This is a genomic window from Paenibacillus chitinolyticus NBRC 15660, from assembly GCF_000739915.1.
Classification (GTDB): Bacteria; Bacillota; Bacilli; order Paenibacillales; family NBRC-103111; genus Paenibacillus_F; species Paenibacillus_F chitinolyticus.
The window spans coordinates 1-15,982 of record NZ_BBJT01000026.1 but is presented as its reverse complement, the minus strand read 5'-3'; the positions used below and the strand labels follow the sequence as shown (position 1 = coordinate 15,982).

The window sequence follows — 15,982 nt, the reverse complement described above, 5'->3', positions numbered from 1 at the left end:
GGCGCTTCTGCGGGCGGCGCAGCCTCCGCGGGCGGCACCGGCGACAAGCAGCCGGCGCCCGCAGCGGCGGGCACTGCCGCGACCGGTGCCGCCGGCGCGGACAACAAAGCCGCGGCCAACAGCAGCGCGGGCTTCGGGCTCATCGAGCCGTCCTACATGCCCAAGGGTGTCGCGCAGCAGGACATCCGGGACGTGAAGCTCGGCGAGAACACGGGCATCATGGTCCGCTACCAGGGGACCTACAACTACACGCTGCTTGAGGTAGCGCCGCAGACACAGACCGTATCCGTCCTGCCCGGCGATATCGTCGACCTGGGCTACACGCTCGGCGTGGTCACCGGCGACGAGAAGAAGACGCTGACATGGACGTACGAAGGCATCGAATTCCGCCTGGCGACCGCCGACTTGCCGCACGACGAGCTTGTCAAAATCGCCCAGTCCGTTGCCGAAGAAGCGGGCAAATAACCCGCAAAGCCCCATGGATTGGGGAATTTTGCCCGGAACAATGCATTGACTTCATCCAGCGGAGCCTTTAACATGGGTGTAACGGAGGACGGCGGAAGTGCCGGCCAATTAGGGAAGGGAGACCCTGTTTATTCGGGATCTCCCTTGTCCCGTGTACAGTTTTGAAGAAGGTGAACTTTGACGTGGATGCTTTTTACCGTCCGACTTACGTGGAAATTTCATTGGATGCGCTCCGCAGCAACCTGGAGACTTTCAGGCGCGTGCTGCCGGGAAGCGTACACATGATGGCGGTTCTGAAAGCCGATGCCTACGGCCATGGCGCCGTAGAGGTTTCGAAAGTGGCAATGGAATGCGGCGCGACCTATCTGGCCGTAGCTTTTCTCGACGAAGCGATGGAGCTGAGGAACGCCGGCATCACGGCGCCTATCCTGGTTCTGGGCTATACGCCGCCGGAAGGGATCGGACTTGCGCTGGAACACGACATTACGCTGACCGTTTATACGGAAGAACTGCTTGAAGCGGCTTCCGGGTACGCGCAGCGCGACGCCGCAGCGGGCGGGAACAAACCGCCGCTTAACATTCATATTAAAATCGACAGCGGCATGGGACGGCTCGGCCTGCACGACGAGGACGAAGCGGTCGCGTTTATCGCGAAAGCGCTGCAGACGCGGGGAATCCGGGTCGAGGGGCTGTTTACTCACTATGCCAATGCCGATGAAACCGACAAAGCTTATACGTACGAACAGCACGCGAAATTCGCCGGGATTGTCCGGAAGGCCGGTGAGCTGCCGGGAGCCCGTTTTCCTTTTGTTCACGCCGGCAACAGCGCGACTGCCATTGATCTGCCCGAACTTACTTACAACATGGTACGTCTAGGCATTGTAATGTATGGGCTGTATCCTTCCGAAGAGGTAAACAAAGAGCGGATCAGGTTGAAACCCGTACTGAGCCTCAAAACGGGGATCGTCCATCTGAAGACTCTTCCGTCCGGATCGGGCGTCAGTTACGGCACCATTTATCACACGCAAGGCGATGAACGGATCGCCACACTGCCGATCGGCTATGCCGACGGCTTCTCGCGTCTGTTGACAGGGAAGGCGGAAGGACTGGTCCGCGGCAGAAGAGCTCCGGTCGTAGGCAGGATCTGTATGGATCAATGTATGCTGAGTACGAGCGATATTCCGGGAGCGGCATTCGGAGACGAGGTCGTCCTGCTCGGCGAGCAGGGCGGAGAACGCATAACCGCGGAGGAAATCGCCGCTAAGCTGGGTACGATCAATTACGAAGTAACCTGCATGATCTCTCACCGGGTTCCCCGCGTTTACGTAAGCGGCGGCCGCAGAGTGAAGGCGGTCAACTCCCTGTTCAGACATCTTTTTTAACGGATCGACAGAACTTAATCAAAATTCCACAATTTTTCCCGAAGGAAAAACAGGATTTCAGGGTATGCCCTCGAATAGATTACAAGGGAGCTTGACGATGCGTATGGCATAAATGATATACCACGCGCATATATACTGAAGTAGTATAAATTTACTACTGCATCGACATAATGGTAGTAAAGTGTTTTCGGATGTTTCTTGGGGGTGCGAAATCGGTGAATAATGCTCATAACACGAAGAGGATCATGATCAGTTTGCCAGACAACCTATTACAGGAGGTCGACGGCATTGTGGAGAAGGAGAACTCCAACCGAAGCGAGTTTATTCGCCAGGCCATGAAGCTGTATTTGCTTGAACGCAAAAAACGCAGCCTTCGCGAATCCATGCAGAAAGGTTACATGGAGATGGCTAAAATCAACCTAACGATAGCGGACGAAGCTTTTCAAGCGGAGGAAGAGGCGGACAATACGCTGGTACGCTTAGTAAGCGGGGTGTAATAATTTGATTGTAAAACGTGGCGATGTGTACTTCGCAGATCTTTCACCGGTTGTCGGTTCCGAACAGGGCGGCGTCCGTCCGGTGCTGATTATCCAGAACGACATCGGCAATCGCTTCAGCCCGACGGTCATCGTCGCCGCAATTACGGCGCAGATTCAGAAAGCGAAGCTACCGACGCACGTGGAAATCGATGCGGAAACGCACGGTTTCGACCGGGACTCCGTCATTTTGCTGGAACAGATCCGTACGATCGACAAACAGCGGCTGACCGACAAAATTACGCATCTGGATGAAGAATCAATGCGCAAGGTGGACGAAGCGCTGCAGGTCAGCGTGGGACTGATTGATTTCTAGCGATGAAATGAGGAGCGAGGGGCCCTAACAGCCCTCGTTTTTTCGTTTCTTTGACAAAGGTCGGCACGAAAACGAGGTCCAGGCACGCGAAAGCGGCGGAGATCAAGAGGTTTTCGGAGGAAGGATCGGGCCGAGTATAACTATGCCCGGAAGAAAGCTACAAAACGCATGGGGGAATAACGATGGCAAACACGGATGTCCAGCACGCAGACAAGCAGCAAGCACCTAAGAGCTACGAACGGACCGAGGAAAAAACAGCGGCTACGGCTGCCCGGATCGTTAAACAAATCGCCGCCGAGCTTCAGCTCAAGGCTTCGCAAGTTCAAACGACCGTAAATCTCCTGGATGAAGGAAACACCATTCCGTTTATCGCGCGCTATCGCAAGGAAATGACGGGAGAACTCGACGAGAATTTCCTGCGGGATATCGAGGAGCGGCTGAATTACCTCCGCAATCTGGAAGACCGCAAGCTGGAAGTGCTGCGTCTTATCGACGAGCAGGACAAGCTCACCGGCGAGCTCCAGGCTTCCATTGAAAAAGCGGTAAAGCTCCAGGAGCTGGAGGATTTGTACCGTCCATACCGCCAGAAGCGCAAAACACGCGCGAGCGTCGCGAAGGAAAAAGGGCTGGAGCCGCTGGCGAAATTTATACTGAAACAGCCGCAGAAAGGCTCGCTCCAGGAAGAAGCCGCGAAGTACGTTCGCGAAGACAAAGGCGTCGCCACCGCCGAAGAAGCTCTTCAAGGCGCGCAGGATATCGTCGCCGAGCAGCTTGCGGACGATGCGAAAATTCGGGCCTGGGTCCGCAAATTTACGCACGACAACGGGATTCTGCGTACGGAAGCGAAGAAGCAGGAAGAAGAGTCCGTTTACGAGATGTATTACAGCTACCAGGAACCGCTGAAAAAAATGCCGCCGCACCGCACGCTGGCGATTAACCGCGGTGAGCGCGAGGACGTGCTGAAAGTGGCGCTCGACGTTCCCGTGGAGCGAATCCACGAATTCATCGGCCGCCAGGTCATCCAGGGGCCGTCCGTGACGCGCGACGCGCTGCAATCGGCTGTGGAAGACGCCTACAAGCGTCTGATCGCGCCATCCATCGAGCGGGAAGTCCGCGGAGAGCTGACGGAACGGGCGGAGACGCACGCGATTCAGATTTTCGCGGGCAATTTGCGGAATCTGCTTCTCCAGGCGCCCGTTAAGGGCCAAACCGTGCTCGGCGTCGATCCGGCTTACCGGACCGGCTGCAAGCTGGCCGTCGTGGACGAGACGGGCAAGATGCTGGAGGTCACGGTGACGTATCCGACGCCGCCGAACAACAAAGTCGCGGAAGCGAAGGCCGCTTTCAAGCGCCTGATCGACACGTACGATGTCAGCCTCATCGTCATCGGCAACGGTACCGCTTCGCGCGAAACCGAGCAGTTCGTGGCGGATCTGATCGCCGAACTTAAAGCGCGCAAGCTCCAGTACCTCATCGTGAACGAGGCCGGCGCAAGCGTGTACTCCGCATCGAAGCTTGCTCAGACGGAGTTCCCGGACCTCGACGTCGCGGAGCGCAGCGCCATCTCGATTGCGCGCCGCCTACAGGACCCGCTCGCGGAGCTTGTCAAAATCGAGCCGAAGGCGATCGGCGTCGGCCAATACCAGCATGACGTCTCGCAGAAGCATCTCGACGAGAGCCTCAAAGCGGTTGTCGAATCCGCGGTTAACCATGTCGGTGTCGACGTGAACACGGCATCGCCGTCTCTGCTTTCCTACGTCTCCGGAATCAACAGCACGATCGCGAAGAATATCGTGAAGTTCCGCGAGGAGAACGGGAAGTTCGGCAGCCGCAAAGAGCTGCAGAAAGTTCCCCGCCTCGGCGCGAAAACGTTCGAGCAGTGCATCGGCTTCCTCCGGGTACCCGGAAGCGGCAACCCGCTCGACAACACGCCGATCCACCCCGAGACATACGACGTGGTGGATAAGCTGCTGGCCGAGCTGAGAGTCGAGCTTGCCGGGATCGGATCCCAGCAGCTCAAGGAACTGCTTCAGCGCCAGGAGCCCGAAGAGCTTGCGCCCAAGCTCGGCATTGGCGTGCCTACGCTGCGCGATATCCTGGACAGCCTGCAGCGTCCGGGCCGCGATCCCCGCGAGGAACTCGGGACGCCGATCTTCCGGACGGACGTCCTTCAGATCGAAGATCTGAAGCCGGGGATGGAGCTTCAGGGTACCGTGCGCAACGTGATCGATTTCGGCGCATTTGTCGATATCGGCATCAAAAGCGACGGTCTCGTCCATATTTCCCAACTCAGCGACAAGTTCGTAAAACATCCGATGGATGTGGTATCTGTCGGTGACAACGTAACGGTTTGGGTATTGAACGTAGATACAAAGAAGGGCCGTGTCGGTCTGACGATGAAACAGCCGCAATAAACGGAACCGACCATAAAGAACCTCAAGATCCCAAAGAGCTTGAGGTTTTCTTTTTTACTCTGAAATTTCGCGCCTCAGTACCGTCCTGAAATCTCGTTCAGGCAAGGCAGGAATAACTCTTACTCGAATAGGCAAAAACAGAAAAGATAGCTGCCGCTGGAATCCGGCAGACGATCAGAGCGGAGGGAAGGTCCATGCTTCACACATGGTTACGCAAGGGAGGAACGCTGGCGCTTGCCGTTCTGCTGTTCATTTCGGCCGGCTGCAGCACATCGGGACCGCAGGCAGGTCCGGGCAAAAGTCAAAGCGGCGGCAAGGAGTCGCAGCCGAGTCCGACACCTACGGTCGACGACCCGTTGAAGGATCAGATTGCGAGGATGACGCTGGATCAGAAAATCGGTCAGATGGTCATCAGCGGAGTCGATGGCTTGGAGATGGACGAGCATGCGCGGCAGTTGATAGATACCTATAAGGTCGGAGGCTTCATTTTATTCAAGCCGAACGTAAAAAGCGCGGCGCAGGCGGTAGCTCTCCTGAATTCGCTGAAAGAAGAGAATGCCCTTACGGGCAGCAAAATACCGCTTATGCTGAGTGTCGACGAGGAAGGCGGACGCGTTAGCCGCATGCCGGACGAGTATATGAACGTACCCGCGAGCCGGGTAATCGGCAGTACGAAGAACCTGCGTTTCGCTGCGGAGATCGGGGATATTCTGGCCCGGGAAGTGACTTCCCTCGGATTTAACACGAATTTTGCTCCGGTGCTCGATATCAACAGCAACCCGAACAATCCGGTCATCGGGGACCGTTCTTTCGGATCGGCTCCCGAGCTTGTAGGCAATCTCGGCGTCGAGATGATGAAAGCCATCGCCGCGCAGAAGGTGATTCCCGTCGTGAAACATTTCCCGGGACATGGCGATACCTCGGTAGATTCTCATATCGGGCTGCCTGTCGTGGAGCATGATGCGAACCGTCTGCGTTCTTTTGAGCTCGTCCCTTTCGCCAAAGCCTTTCAGAGCGGGGCGGATGCGGTCATGGTTGCGCACATTCTGCTTCCGAAGCTGGATTCCACCTATCCGGCTTCCTTATCTTCGGCGGTCATTACCGATTTGCTGCGCAAAGAGCTGAATTTCGGCGGTGTCGTGTTCACGGACGATTTGACAATGGGCGCCATCGTCAAAAGCTACGGAATCGGCGAGGCGGCCGTTCAAGCCGTGAAAGCAGGCACGGACGTAGCCCTCGTCTGTCATGAATTCGACAACACGGTCCGTGTCGTAAAAGCGCTGAAGCAGGCCGCCGAAACCGGCGTTCTCTCGGAGCGGAGAATCGACGAGAGCGTTTACCGGATTCTGAAGCTTAAATACAAGTACACGTTAGCCGATCACCCGGTTCCGGAGCCGGACGTCGGTAAAATCAACGAGCAGATCGGCCGGGTCTTGGACGCCCGTCTTCCTTAAAGACTCGGAGCGTTACAAAAAAAGCAGGTAATTCCGCCTATGCGGAGCTACCTGCTTTTTTCAAAGGATCCCGACAGTTCGTCGGGTGATCTCCGTGTCCGGTAAAAAAACCAACTGTCGTTAAGTAAACGAATCTGCCGAGGGTTTTTGTTCTGGAACGCTCGCATCAGCTGGTTGCAGAGCCATTGCGGCATAACGCCATCCCCTTCCTGACTGACTACTTACAGCATATGGGGGAGAGGCATCCGGCGTGCAGGTCCTGCAGCTTTTTTTATCGGAAAAGCGGAGATTTACTGCTGCTCTTCCTCGTACTCTTCGTACCATTGCTCTAGCTGGGCCTGAAGGGCCCGGATTTCGGTGAGGAGCGATACGAGCGGGTAGGCGGATTCCTGAATGGAAGCGAAGGAAGCTTCGAGCTTATTGATATAGTCCAGACCTCCGGTTACCGCATACGCGGTACCCACCGGCTCCAGGTTGTCGCATTCGGCGATGACGACCGGCAGTTCAGGCACATTGTGTGCGGTCAGCTTCTCGATTTCTTTGTGCAGCCGGCCGTTCAGGGCCGTAAGCTGGTACATGTGCGTAGCGGGCATTTCGACAAATTCAAGCTGGTCTTTCAGTTTCAATACGGCATATTTCATAACGCTGGTCGGCATAGCGGCGGTGCTCCTCTCGCGCATCACGTTCTCGTTTTCTACTTGACAGTATAGCCCTTCATTAGGTACAAATTCAAGAGAGACTTATCCGCGGGAGCATACGGGAAATCCCGTGCCGAAGCGGGGAAAGGAGTCGCTTGCTATGGACGACGGGCAGCTTCAGGAGTGGGTGGAGCAGATTTCTCTGCAGGCGTTCGGATGGCCGTTTCGTCACCGTGCGCGGTTTAACCGCAGGCTTCGTGCCACGGGCGGTCGCTATTTTACGAAGTCCCACGATATCGAGATCAGCTGGCACCAATGGGAGACTTACGGCAGGGACGATGTCGAAAAAATCATTAAGCACGAGTTGTGCCACTATCATCTTCATTTGCAGAGAAGAGGCTATCAGCACCGGGATGCCGACTTTAAGCTTCTGCTCAAGCAAGTGGGCGGGACGCGATTTTGCCGGGCTTTGCCTCAACGCAAGGAACCGGCGTCCTACAAGTACAAGCTCAAGTGCGTGGCCTGCGGCACCGAATATTACCGGAAAAGAAAGATGGATGTGCGTAAATACTCGTGCGGAAAATGCCGGGGAAAGCTGGAGCTTTACATGCTTGACTTTCCCAAACGTTCATGATAAATTAATTATTGTCTTTCCCTGATAGCTCAGTTGGTAGAGCACTCGACTGTTAATCGAGTTGTCACAGGTTCGAGTCCTGTTCGGGGAGCCATATCTGGAGAGATACCCAAGTGGCTCAAGGGGACCCTCTGCTAAGGGGTTAGACTGCGTAAGTGGTGCGAGGGTTCGAATCCCTCTCTCTCCGCCATAAGTATTGTGAAGAAAGTCGCTTAGATACAGCGGCTTTTTTGCTTTTTACAGGCCTTGGTGCACACGGGCCGGTGCTGCCCGGAACGATTTTGTGCCAGAAAATTCATTCTAAATTAGGCTTGTCATTTTGAAGAGGTTAAGCTATAATAACACTTGTCGTCAAAAACGACATCATGTTCTAAGAGTTGACATGGCCCGTTGGTCAAGGGGTTAAGACACCTCCCTTTCACGGAGGTAACAGGGGTTCGAATCCCCTACGGGTCACCATGAGAGCCATTAGCTCAGTTGGTAGAGCACCTGACTTTTAATCAGGGTGTCGAAGGTTCGAGTCCTTCATGGCTCACATTCTTTACCTCACATGCGGTCGTGGTGGAACGGCAGACACGCTATCTTGAGGGGGTAGTGCCCAATGGGCGTGAGGGTTCAAATCCCTCCGACCGCATACCTCATTAAATAAGAGACCTTGCTGAATACAGCGGGGTCTTTTATTTTTTTAGAAATATTTCCCGAGAAATATCGAACCGTGAGACGGGTGTCTAATTGTGCGGGATGTTTCATCGACAAAGGTTCAAGAACATCATGCGGTTGTCGAAAGACCGGAAGCTTCGGAAATCAAGACAGATATACCGCCGACTGGTTACAGTATGGAGCCGATGTCGATGAGCAGTTCCTGTGTAAACATGAGAGGAAGTCTGAAAACGGAGATTTCTGTTGGTGTTAGTGGTTGGTCAATTAGGTTGGTCAGAGATGTTTTAGTCCGGAAATAATTCCGGGCTTTTTTTATTTTATTTTCTTAAAATTAACATCTAGCTAATGCCGAATTGTAATTTCTTCCATATAATGGAGGAGTAAGCAATTATCCAATTACAGGAGGGAATTAAATGATTCAAAAAGTTCGTGCCCGTATGATCCCCTTATTAGGCCTATCCGCCGTTCTTGCGTGTTCTTCGGTGGTCCAAGCCGCTCCGCCGCCGGCTCCGGCTCTGCATGACGACAATCCGTCCGGTCATTTCGGGGACTGGTACACGGGGGCGGTGCCGCCGCAGGCTTCCAATGACAAGCCCGTGATTCTTTTCGTCCAGGGTCTTCACTCGAATTATAACACCTGGCTCAAAACGGACGGATACTACGAGGCGGCTTATAAGGCCGGGTACCGCACGGCTTTTGTGCAGCTGAAAGATGCGGACGGCACGGGCGGTGACATGTGGACCAATGGTCCGAAGCTGGCCGAGGTCATCAAGAAGGTCGCCCAATATTATGGTGTCTCCCAAATTAATATCATCGCTCACTCCAAGGGCGGAATCGACACGCAAGCCGCACTCCTGCATTATGGGGCCGCGCCGTACGTGAACGTCGTTCATCAGCTTTCTACGCCGAATAAGGGCTCCGAGCTGGCTGACATGGCTTACAGCGACTGGACAAGCTGGCTGGCCGAAATTCTCGGCAAGAAAGACGATGCGGTCTATTCGCTGCAAACTTCCTACATGGCTAACTTCCGTACGCAGACAGACAGCAAGCCGGGTGTCTCTGCTACCAAGACTTACATGTCCGGAGGGGAAGGCGATGACGGCTGGTTTACCGCCTACTGGTTCGCTCATGCCATTCTTCCGGGCGAGGATGACGGTGCCGTCAGCGTAGCATCCGCGCTTGGATTGCCTTATGGCATTAAAAGCTTTACAAAAAACATCTCCCACAGCGCGATGACGACGGCTTCCCAGACTTGGAGCCTGGTTCAGCCCAAGCTGGCACTCGGCAAAAAGGCGGTTGCAGCGGCGGCGCTTCAAGAAGAGAACCTCTCTGCCGCCTCCCAAGCAGCTCCTGCGGTTTCCGAGAATTCTTCTTTCATTATGAAAGGAGGCAGTCTCGCCAAAGGAACCGCAAAAGAGATATTCCCGCTTGAAAGCGGTCTCGGTTCGATCTCACTGGATGTTTTGACGGCTAAAGAAACGACGCAAGTCACATTGACAAGCCCATCCGGCAAAAAGATCCCGCTTAACCCGGCCAAAAGTGCGGAAAAAGACGATGCCGTTCTGTTCTCCGATGCCGTTCATCATACGCTGACACTCGAGAACCCGGAGAAGGGGAACTGGACCCTGGAGTTGTCGGGAGAAGGGGATGCATACTTTATGCTGGCCCGTCCGGAAGGCCGTGTAAAAGGGCAAATCAAGAACGCCCGCAAACAATACAAACAAGGTGAGAATGCGCAGATTGCCGTTTCGTTCGACGGAGCGGGCAAGCTGGAAGACACCAAAGCGAAGAAGGCGAAGCTGACTCGTTCCGGAGGCAAAGGAAAGGTGAAGAGCCTCCAGCAAGCGGGAGAAGTTAATCTGCAAACCGCGAAGAACGAAGTTCTCTTAAACTTCAAAGCGCCGACGGAGCCCGGGGTTTATAATATCTCATTCGACATCAACGGAGTAAACGAGCGGCAGGAACCTTTTACGCGTTCCGTGAACTACAATTTCGCCGTGACCGATGAGGCGGGCAAAATCGAATAGAAACGCTTCGCCAAAGCGGCCCTGCATGTCGTTTGGGGCATCTTCTTTTCGGGTAAGCTAAATAGAGAAAGAGAAACGTGTTTACCCGAAAGGAGCTGGAGAGAGCATGTCGAATCTGTCTTTGGAACAGCAGATCGTAAGCGTTCTGGATAACAACGAGTTCTGCTCGTTCGGTACCGTTGAGAATGGGAAGCCGCGTGTACGCTACATGGCTTTATTTCACGATGAGCTGACGATTTATCTGGCGACAAACCGTAAAACCGATAAGGTGGAAGAGATACGAGACAATCCCCATGTACATATTCTTGTGGGTTTTGACGGTAAACCTTCTTCCGATATTCTTCAAATCGAAGCGACAGGCAGCGTGAGTACGGATGAAAGCTTGCGCGAAAAAGTATGGCGTGACGACTTTAAGGAGTGGTTTGACGGTCCGCACGATCCGGAATATGTCATTCTGAAAATTGTCCCGAGCCGTATCGAGTACTACAGCGGTAAATCCGAGCAACAGGTATGGCAGGCGAAATAACAAGCGCGAAGCCGAAAGAAGCCCGAACGGGCCCTTTCGGCTTTTTTGTTTTCAATGTAGAATCTTCATCGTTCATTACGTGGATGCGAACCGGTGTTCAAACGCGACGCGATTGTGCGAGTACGACGACAGATGGTTGCCGCTCCCCTAAAGCTCGGGAACGGTACAGCCGTTTCATGGGGCGGCGCCCGCGCCATTCCGACAAATAAAAGAACGCGGCGGCTGCATAGGCAGTCTTCCGCGTTCTTTTTATTTACACTACCGGCTTACGTGCATTCGCTTCTGCACCTGGCCGAGGACAAAATCCGTCAGCAGCGCGAGCAGCGCCGCCGGGATAGCTCCCGCATACAAGCGGGCGGAGTTGTCCATGTTGATGCCGGAATAAATCTCCCGGCCCAGGCCCCCGCCCCCGATCAGCGGAGCGATGGTAGCCACGCCGATGGCGATGACCGCCGCGACCCGGACGCCGGTCGCGATAAAAGGCAGCGACAGCGGAAGCTGTACCTTCCACATAAGCTGAAGCTGGCTCATGCCGACTCCCCGCCCGGCTTCCGTAATCGCCGGATTTACCTGAGTGAGCCCGACAAAGGTGTTGCGGATGATCGGCATCAGGGAATAGAGGAAGAGGCCGATAACCACGGTCTTGAAGCCGAGCCCGAATACAATCATCAGCAGCACGAGCAGCGCCAAACTCGGAAACACCTGAATGATGTTCGCGACCGTAAGAATGACGGAACCGAGGCGGCGGTAACGCGCGGCCAAAATGCCCAGCGGCACCCCGACGATAAGTGCCATAAGAATGGCAAGGAGAACCATTACGATATGATCGTAAGTCAATCCCAGCAAATCAAGCCAGTTTTCACTAATATATTGAAAGAAAAGCTCCATATTCATGTCCCCTTAGAAGGCCTGCAGGACCTTTATTTCAGCAGTCCGATTTGTTTTAAATAGTCTTCCGCGACTTTTTTCTCATTGCGTTTTTTCACGTCAACTTCATAGTTCAAATCAATCATGGTTTTGGCATCGATTTTCCCGATCAGCAGTCCGATGATATCGTTCAGCTCCGGATTATCGGCCAGCAGTTCTTTTTTCACTACCGGTGAGGCATCGTAAGGAGGGAAGAACTGTTTGTCGTCCTCCAGTGTCACCAGATTATATTCTTTTAACCGGGCGTCCGTTGAGTAGGCGAGTACGATATCCACTTTTTTGCTGGCTACGGCACTGTAGACGAGTGCGACTTCCATGGGAAGCGTATCCCCGAATTGAAGCCCGTAATGTTTGGCAAACGCCTTGTATCCGTCGCTTTCTCTTTCCAGCCAGGTCGTATCTACCCCGAGTTTGATGGAGCCGGCTTCCGGAATAATGTCCGAGATCTTCTTCCAGCCCTTCTCGTCCGCCAATTCTTTGCGCACCGTGAAGGCGTACGTATTTTCAAATCCGTAAGGATTAAACCATTTAAAGTTAAAATATTTATCGAAACCGGCCTGCGCTTCCGCAAGCACTTCTTCCCGGCTTCTTCTCTTGTCTTCGATCGGGAAATGCTTGTTAAGCAGTTCGCCGGTATAAAGGGTCGACATCTGGATGTCGCCCTTCTTCATGGCATCGATGATGACTCCGCTTGACGCAAGGTCCGGAAGTACATCCACCTTCAGGTCGGTGCGGTCCTCGATCAGCAGCTTGTACATTTGGGCCAAAATTTTCGGCTCCGAATAAGTCTGCGTCCCGATCAGAATGGTATCTCCCCGTCCGCAGCCGCTTGCTGACACAACAACCGCAGCGAGAAGGCTTGCTGCCAGTAAGCGTCTTCTCACACGTTTCATTCGAAATCCCCTTTAGACGGCCTTCACAGCGCGGCCGTTTTTTATAGTGATAAGCTTTTATTTAGCTCGTTGATAGTAGCCTTCAAAAAGATTAAGCCGTTTTAGCGCCCGATGTTTTGGTACGGGAGGTGAGCCATTTTTCTAAAGCCCCTAGCACGAAATCGGCGATCAGGGCCAAGATAACGGCCAGAATGGCGCCGGTAAAAATAAGTTCTTTCTTGTTCACACCCATCCCCGCTACAATCAGCTGGCCAAGACCCCCGGCTCCGATAAGGGTCGCCAGTGTAGCCCAACTGATGATATAGACCGTTGTCACACGGACGCCGGACATAATGTAAGGAAGAGCCAGCGGAAGCTGGATGCGCACTAACCGCTGGATGGAGCTGTAGCCCATGCCTCTTGCGGCCTCTATCAGATGCGGGTTGACCGCCTGGAAACCCGTGAACGTATTCCGCATGATAGGCATCAGGGAATACAGGAACAGGGCGATGATGGCCGGTTTCATACCGACCCCGATCAGCGGGATCAGGATAGCGAGCAGGGCGAGGCTGGGAACGGTCTGCAGCAGGTTCGATAAAGCAAAAACAAGCGAATTGATCCATTTAATCCGGTTTCCGGCCAAATAAACACCTATAGGGATGGCAACGAGACAGCCGAAAGCAATGGACAGGAACGAAATGATCAGATGCTCGCGGAAAGCGACCAGGATATCCGGCATTCGGTCGCTGAGAAATTGACCATAGCTTTTCAGGAAATCCATTTATGCACCTCCGCTGCTGACCGGAGTTTGCTTCCCGTCTTCCGCTGAAGCTGGAAGCTCCGTTTCGGCAAATTCGTCGGACTCGGCAGGTGTATATACATCCGCGATATGACGGACAACACTCCCTTTGGTAACGAGCCCGGCGAACGTGTTGTTCTCGCGGACAACCGGAATATAAGGAAGGTTATGCTCGTTCATAAGCTGGATTGCCACGGATAAGGAAGTGCCTGTTTCGACCGTATGATGAAAAGGCTTGGCGATATCGGCCAGCGTGATATTTTCCTGCCTATACTTGTCGAGCACCTGGAAGATGGACGTCGTACCGATAAGGCGGTTCTGCCTGTCCACGATCAAGAGAGAATCTACCCGGTTTTTCTCCATGATTTTAATGGCTTCGGCAAGGCCGCGTGTAGGATAGGCAGTAATCGGATGTTCGGCCATAACCTCATCGACGGTAGGAATTTCCTCGAATCCGGTGTCCGCCTGCAGCCTCTTTTTACCGACGAAAGACTTTACAAACTCATTGGCCGGATAACGGAGAATATGCTCCGGATTGCCGTGCTGAACGATCTCGCCGTCCTTCATAAGCACGATGTTGTCCGCGATTTTCACGGCCTCGTCCATGTCATGGGTAACGAAAATAATCGTCTTCTTCAAATCCTGCTGAAGCCTGACAAGCTCATCCTGCAGCTGTTCCCGGGAGATGGGATCGAGCGCGCTGAAAGGCTCATCCATCAAAATGATATCGGGTTCCGCGGCCAGAGCACGGATAACGCCGATACGCTGCTGCTGTCCTCCGCTAAGCTCGGATGGATAGCGGTTGCGGAACGTGTCCGGGTCAAGAGATACGAGGCGAAGAAGTTCATCGACCCGTGTATCTATGCGCTGCTGGTCCCATTTCAGAAGCTTTGGAACAACCGCTACATTTTTGGCGATCGTCATGTGGGGGAACAAGCCGATATTTTGTATCACATAGCCGATATTGCGTCTCAGCTCGACGGGGTCCATTTGGGAAATATCCTTCCCTTTAATGGTGACTTTCCCTTCGGAGGGATTGATCAAGCGGTTGATCAGTTTCATCGTGGTGGATTTACCGCATCCGCTTGGTCCGATCAGGACATGGAGCTGGCCTTCGGCGAACTCTAAATTAAGATTTTTCAGTGCGACGAATCCATCGTCGTATCTTTTGATAACACCTTCCAGACGAATCATTCTATGCAGCACCCCTTTTTTTTCTCTAAGTAACAGCGTGAAGTTTACTTATGTAACCTTTTATATAAACAGAAAGAGACAAAATGAATCACCAACCGGTTAAGGGTTTAGTCTCCTCGTCCAGAAACCGCCGCGGAAAAAACGCGGTTCATAAGAGATCACAAAAGCTTTCGGAGCGAGTTCATGAAGAGTGCTCAGAAGCTTTTTTTCCAGAGAACGCTTGGCGAGCACCTGCATGACCAGACGGGGACCGTCGCGTCCTTCCGCTATCCAGTGAGTGACTCCGTATCCTTTGGTCCGCAGCGTATCCGGCAGGGTCGTTTCCGTATAATCGACGACGATTTGCAGAGTGGTGTACCCGAGCGCAAGCCAGCCTTCAATGCGGATCCCCAGCCAGACGCCAGCCCCCCAACCAACGCAGTAAGCGATAATGTTGACAGGGTCGTCGATGTTCTTGAGCACAATATTAAGACCCATTAAATAGATGAAGATTTCCACCGTACTTATACTTGCGGCGAGCAGTCTTCTTGCCTTCATCACCAAAATCATACGGATCGTGGAGAGAGAGACATAAGCGATATTGATGACGATAATGGTAAGAATGGTTTGGGCGCTTATCATGCTGATGCTCCTTTCGATGTGAGTTTGGCGCTTTCAACTTATAAAAAGGTATTACCCACAAACGCCGAAGCCGAACAGGAGAGAGAAGGAGGAGAGAGCTGCAACCCGTCAAATATAAGGCTGGTATTAACACCACGGAAACAGGTTGACGGCGTCTTAATCTTAGCTTTGCTTTACGTTTAAGATTGCTGAATGAAGACCAAACTATACGGGGTTGTTATAAAGGAAGTTAATCGTTCAGACATGTAAAAATATACCTGTTGAATATTTCTTTGCAGGCGTGGTATATTGTTCTTCCGGCCGCTGAGAGGCAGTCGGAAATGGTTGAAAAAAAGATGTTGCAAGCTAACAACTAATGTGATATATTATAACTCGGCCGCAAGAAACGCGGTTGAATGAGAGATTCATGTTAGATAACTTGCTACAGAATGTTAAAAATAACACTTGCATTGCTAAGATGAATGTGTTAGAATGAAATTCCGGTCGCGAGAACGACTGGTACAAACGAGTAACACAT

16 protein-coding genes and 5 tRNA genes are annotated in these 15,982 nt (G+C 53.2%); 14 read left to right on the top strand and 7 right to left on the bottom strand.

Translation table 11 applies throughout. From position 1 onward, the window contains the following. From PCH01S_RS28950 to nagZ, 6 genes are all read left to right on the top strand, one after another. A partial coding sequence (locus tag PCH01S_RS28950; protein WP_042235935.1) for a DUF4367 domain-containing protein occupies positions 1-465 on the top strand: 465 nt, incomplete at its 5' end. Positions 466-647: 182 nt separating this feature from the next. Then, positions 648-1,847, top strand: coding sequence for an alanine racemase (gene alr / locus PCH01S_RS28945; protein WP_042235933.1), 1,200 nt, complete (start codon positions 648-650; stop codon positions 1,845-1,847). 215 nt (positions 1,848-2,062) lie between these two features. Beyond that, positions 2,063-2,344, top strand: a complete 282-nt coding sequence (locus PCH01S_RS28940) for a CopG family ribbon-helix-helix protein (protein ID WP_036740450.1) — start codon at positions 2,063-2,065, stop codon at positions 2,342-2,344. Positions 2,345-2,348: 4 nt separating this feature from the next. Then, positions 2,349-2,699: a type II toxin-antitoxin system PemK/MazF family toxin gene (locus PCH01S_RS28935; protein ID WP_009675190.1), complete on the top strand. Its 351-nt coding sequence runs from the start codon at positions 2,349-2,351 to the stop codon at positions 2,697-2,699. Between the two features lie 182 nt (positions 2,700-2,881). Further along, positions 2,882-5,113 (top strand): Tex family protein, encoded by a 2,232-nt coding sequence (locus PCH01S_RS28930; RefSeq protein ID WP_042235930.1) that lies wholly within the window; start codon positions 2,882-2,884, stop codon positions 5,111-5,113. Positions 5,114-5,307: 194 nt separating this feature from the next. Further along, the gene (nagZ, locus tag PCH01S_RS28925) at positions 5,308-6,567 is read left to right on the top strand and encodes a beta-N-acetylhexosaminidase (RefSeq protein WP_042235927.1); all 1,260 of its coding nucleotides are present in this window, start codon (positions 5,308-5,310) and stop codon (positions 6,565-6,567) included. A 47-nt stretch (positions 6,568-6,614) separates the two neighbouring features. On the opposite strand, the gene cmpA is transcribed toward nagZ, so the two are convergent. Together cmpA and PCH01S_RS28920 are read right to left on the bottom strand one after the other, a co-directional pair. After that, positions 6,615-6,761: a cortex morphogenetic protein CmpA gene (gene cmpA / locus PCH01S_RS30735; RefSeq protein WP_085981306.1), complete on the bottom strand. Its 147-nt coding sequence runs from the start codon at positions 6,759-6,761 to the stop codon at positions 6,615-6,617. 96 nt (positions 6,762-6,857) lie between these two features. Then, the gene (locus PCH01S_RS28920; RefSeq protein ID WP_042235925.1) at positions 6,858-7,223 is read right to left on the bottom strand and encodes a hypothetical protein; all 366 of its coding nucleotides are present in this window, start codon (positions 7,221-7,223) and stop codon (positions 6,858-6,860) included. Between the two features lie 142 nt (positions 7,224-7,365). Here PCH01S_RS28920 and PCH01S_RS28915 point away from each other — a divergent pair, with 142 nt between their 5' ends. The 8 genes from PCH01S_RS28915 to PCH01S_RS28880 all read left to right on the top strand — a co-directional run bounded on the left by PCH01S_RS28915 (position 7,366) and on the right by PCH01S_RS28880 (position 11,052). Beyond that, complete coding sequence (locus PCH01S_RS28915) at positions 7,366-7,839, top strand: SprT family protein (protein WP_042235923.1); 474 nt, start codon at positions 7,366-7,368, stop codon at positions 7,837-7,839. An 18-nt stretch (positions 7,840-7,857) separates the two neighbouring features. Further along, positions 7,858-7,933, top strand: a tRNA-Asn gene (locus PCH01S_RS28910). A 5-nt stretch (positions 7,934-7,938) separates the two neighbouring features. Beyond that, positions 7,939-8,029: transfer RNA gene (locus PCH01S_RS28905), tRNA-Ser, on the top strand. A 194-nt stretch (positions 8,030-8,223) separates the two neighbouring features. After that, positions 8,224-8,298: transfer RNA gene (locus tag PCH01S_RS28900), tRNA-Glu, on the top strand. 3 nt (positions 8,299-8,301) lie between these two features. After that, a tRNA-Lys gene (locus PCH01S_RS28895) sits at positions 8,302-8,374 on the top strand. Between the two features lie 17 nt (positions 8,375-8,391). Beyond that, positions 8,392-8,473, top strand: a tRNA-Leu gene (locus PCH01S_RS28890). Between the two features lie 439 nt (positions 8,474-8,912). After that, a complete protein-coding gene (locus tag PCH01S_RS28885) occupies positions 8,913-10,526 on the top strand; it encodes an alpha/beta hydrolase (RefSeq protein ID WP_042235920.1) in 1,614 nt (537 codons plus the stop codon). 106 nt (positions 10,527-10,632) lie between these two features. Beyond that, positions 10,633-11,052 carry a pyridoxamine 5'-phosphate oxidase family protein gene (locus tag PCH01S_RS28880; RefSeq protein WP_042235917.1) on the top strand — a complete coding sequence of 140 codons (420 nt, stop codon included), beginning with the start codon at positions 10,633-10,635 and terminating at the stop codon, positions 11,050-11,052. Positions 11,053-11,310: 258 nt separating this feature from the next. Here the strand turns inward: PCH01S_RS28880 and PCH01S_RS28875 are convergent, their stop codons facing one another. The 5 genes from PCH01S_RS28875 to PCH01S_RS28855 all read right to left on the bottom strand — a co-directional run bounded on the left by PCH01S_RS28875 (position 11,311) and on the right by PCH01S_RS28855 (position 15,465). Further along, complete coding sequence (locus PCH01S_RS28875) at positions 11,311-11,940, bottom strand: ABC transporter permease (protein ID WP_042235913.1); 630 nt, start codon at positions 11,938-11,940, stop codon at positions 11,311-11,313. A gap of 32 nt (positions 11,941-11,972) precedes the next feature. Next, the gene (locus PCH01S_RS28870; RefSeq protein ID WP_042235912.1) at positions 11,973-12,872 is read right to left on the bottom strand and encodes a glycine betaine ABC transporter substrate-binding protein; all 900 of its coding nucleotides are present in this window, start codon (positions 12,870-12,872) and stop codon (positions 11,973-11,975) included. Positions 12,873-12,963: 91 nt separating this feature from the next. Continuing rightward, positions 12,964-13,632 (bottom strand): ABC transporter permease, encoded by a 669-nt coding sequence (locus tag PCH01S_RS28865; protein ID WP_042235909.1) that lies wholly within the window; start codon positions 13,630-13,632, stop codon positions 12,964-12,966. Continuing rightward, positions 13,633-14,844, bottom strand: a complete 1,212-nt coding sequence (locus PCH01S_RS28860; RefSeq protein ID WP_042235906.1) for an ABC transporter ATP-binding protein — start codon at positions 14,842-14,844, stop codon at positions 13,633-13,635. Positions 14,845-14,943: 99 nt separating this feature from the next. Then, the gene (locus PCH01S_RS28855) at positions 14,944-15,465 is read right to left on the bottom strand and encodes a DUF2179 domain-containing protein (RefSeq protein WP_042235903.1); all 522 of its coding nucleotides are present in this window, start codon (positions 15,463-15,465) and stop codon (positions 14,944-14,946) included. Between the last annotated feature and the right edge of the window lie 517 nt (positions 15,466-15,982).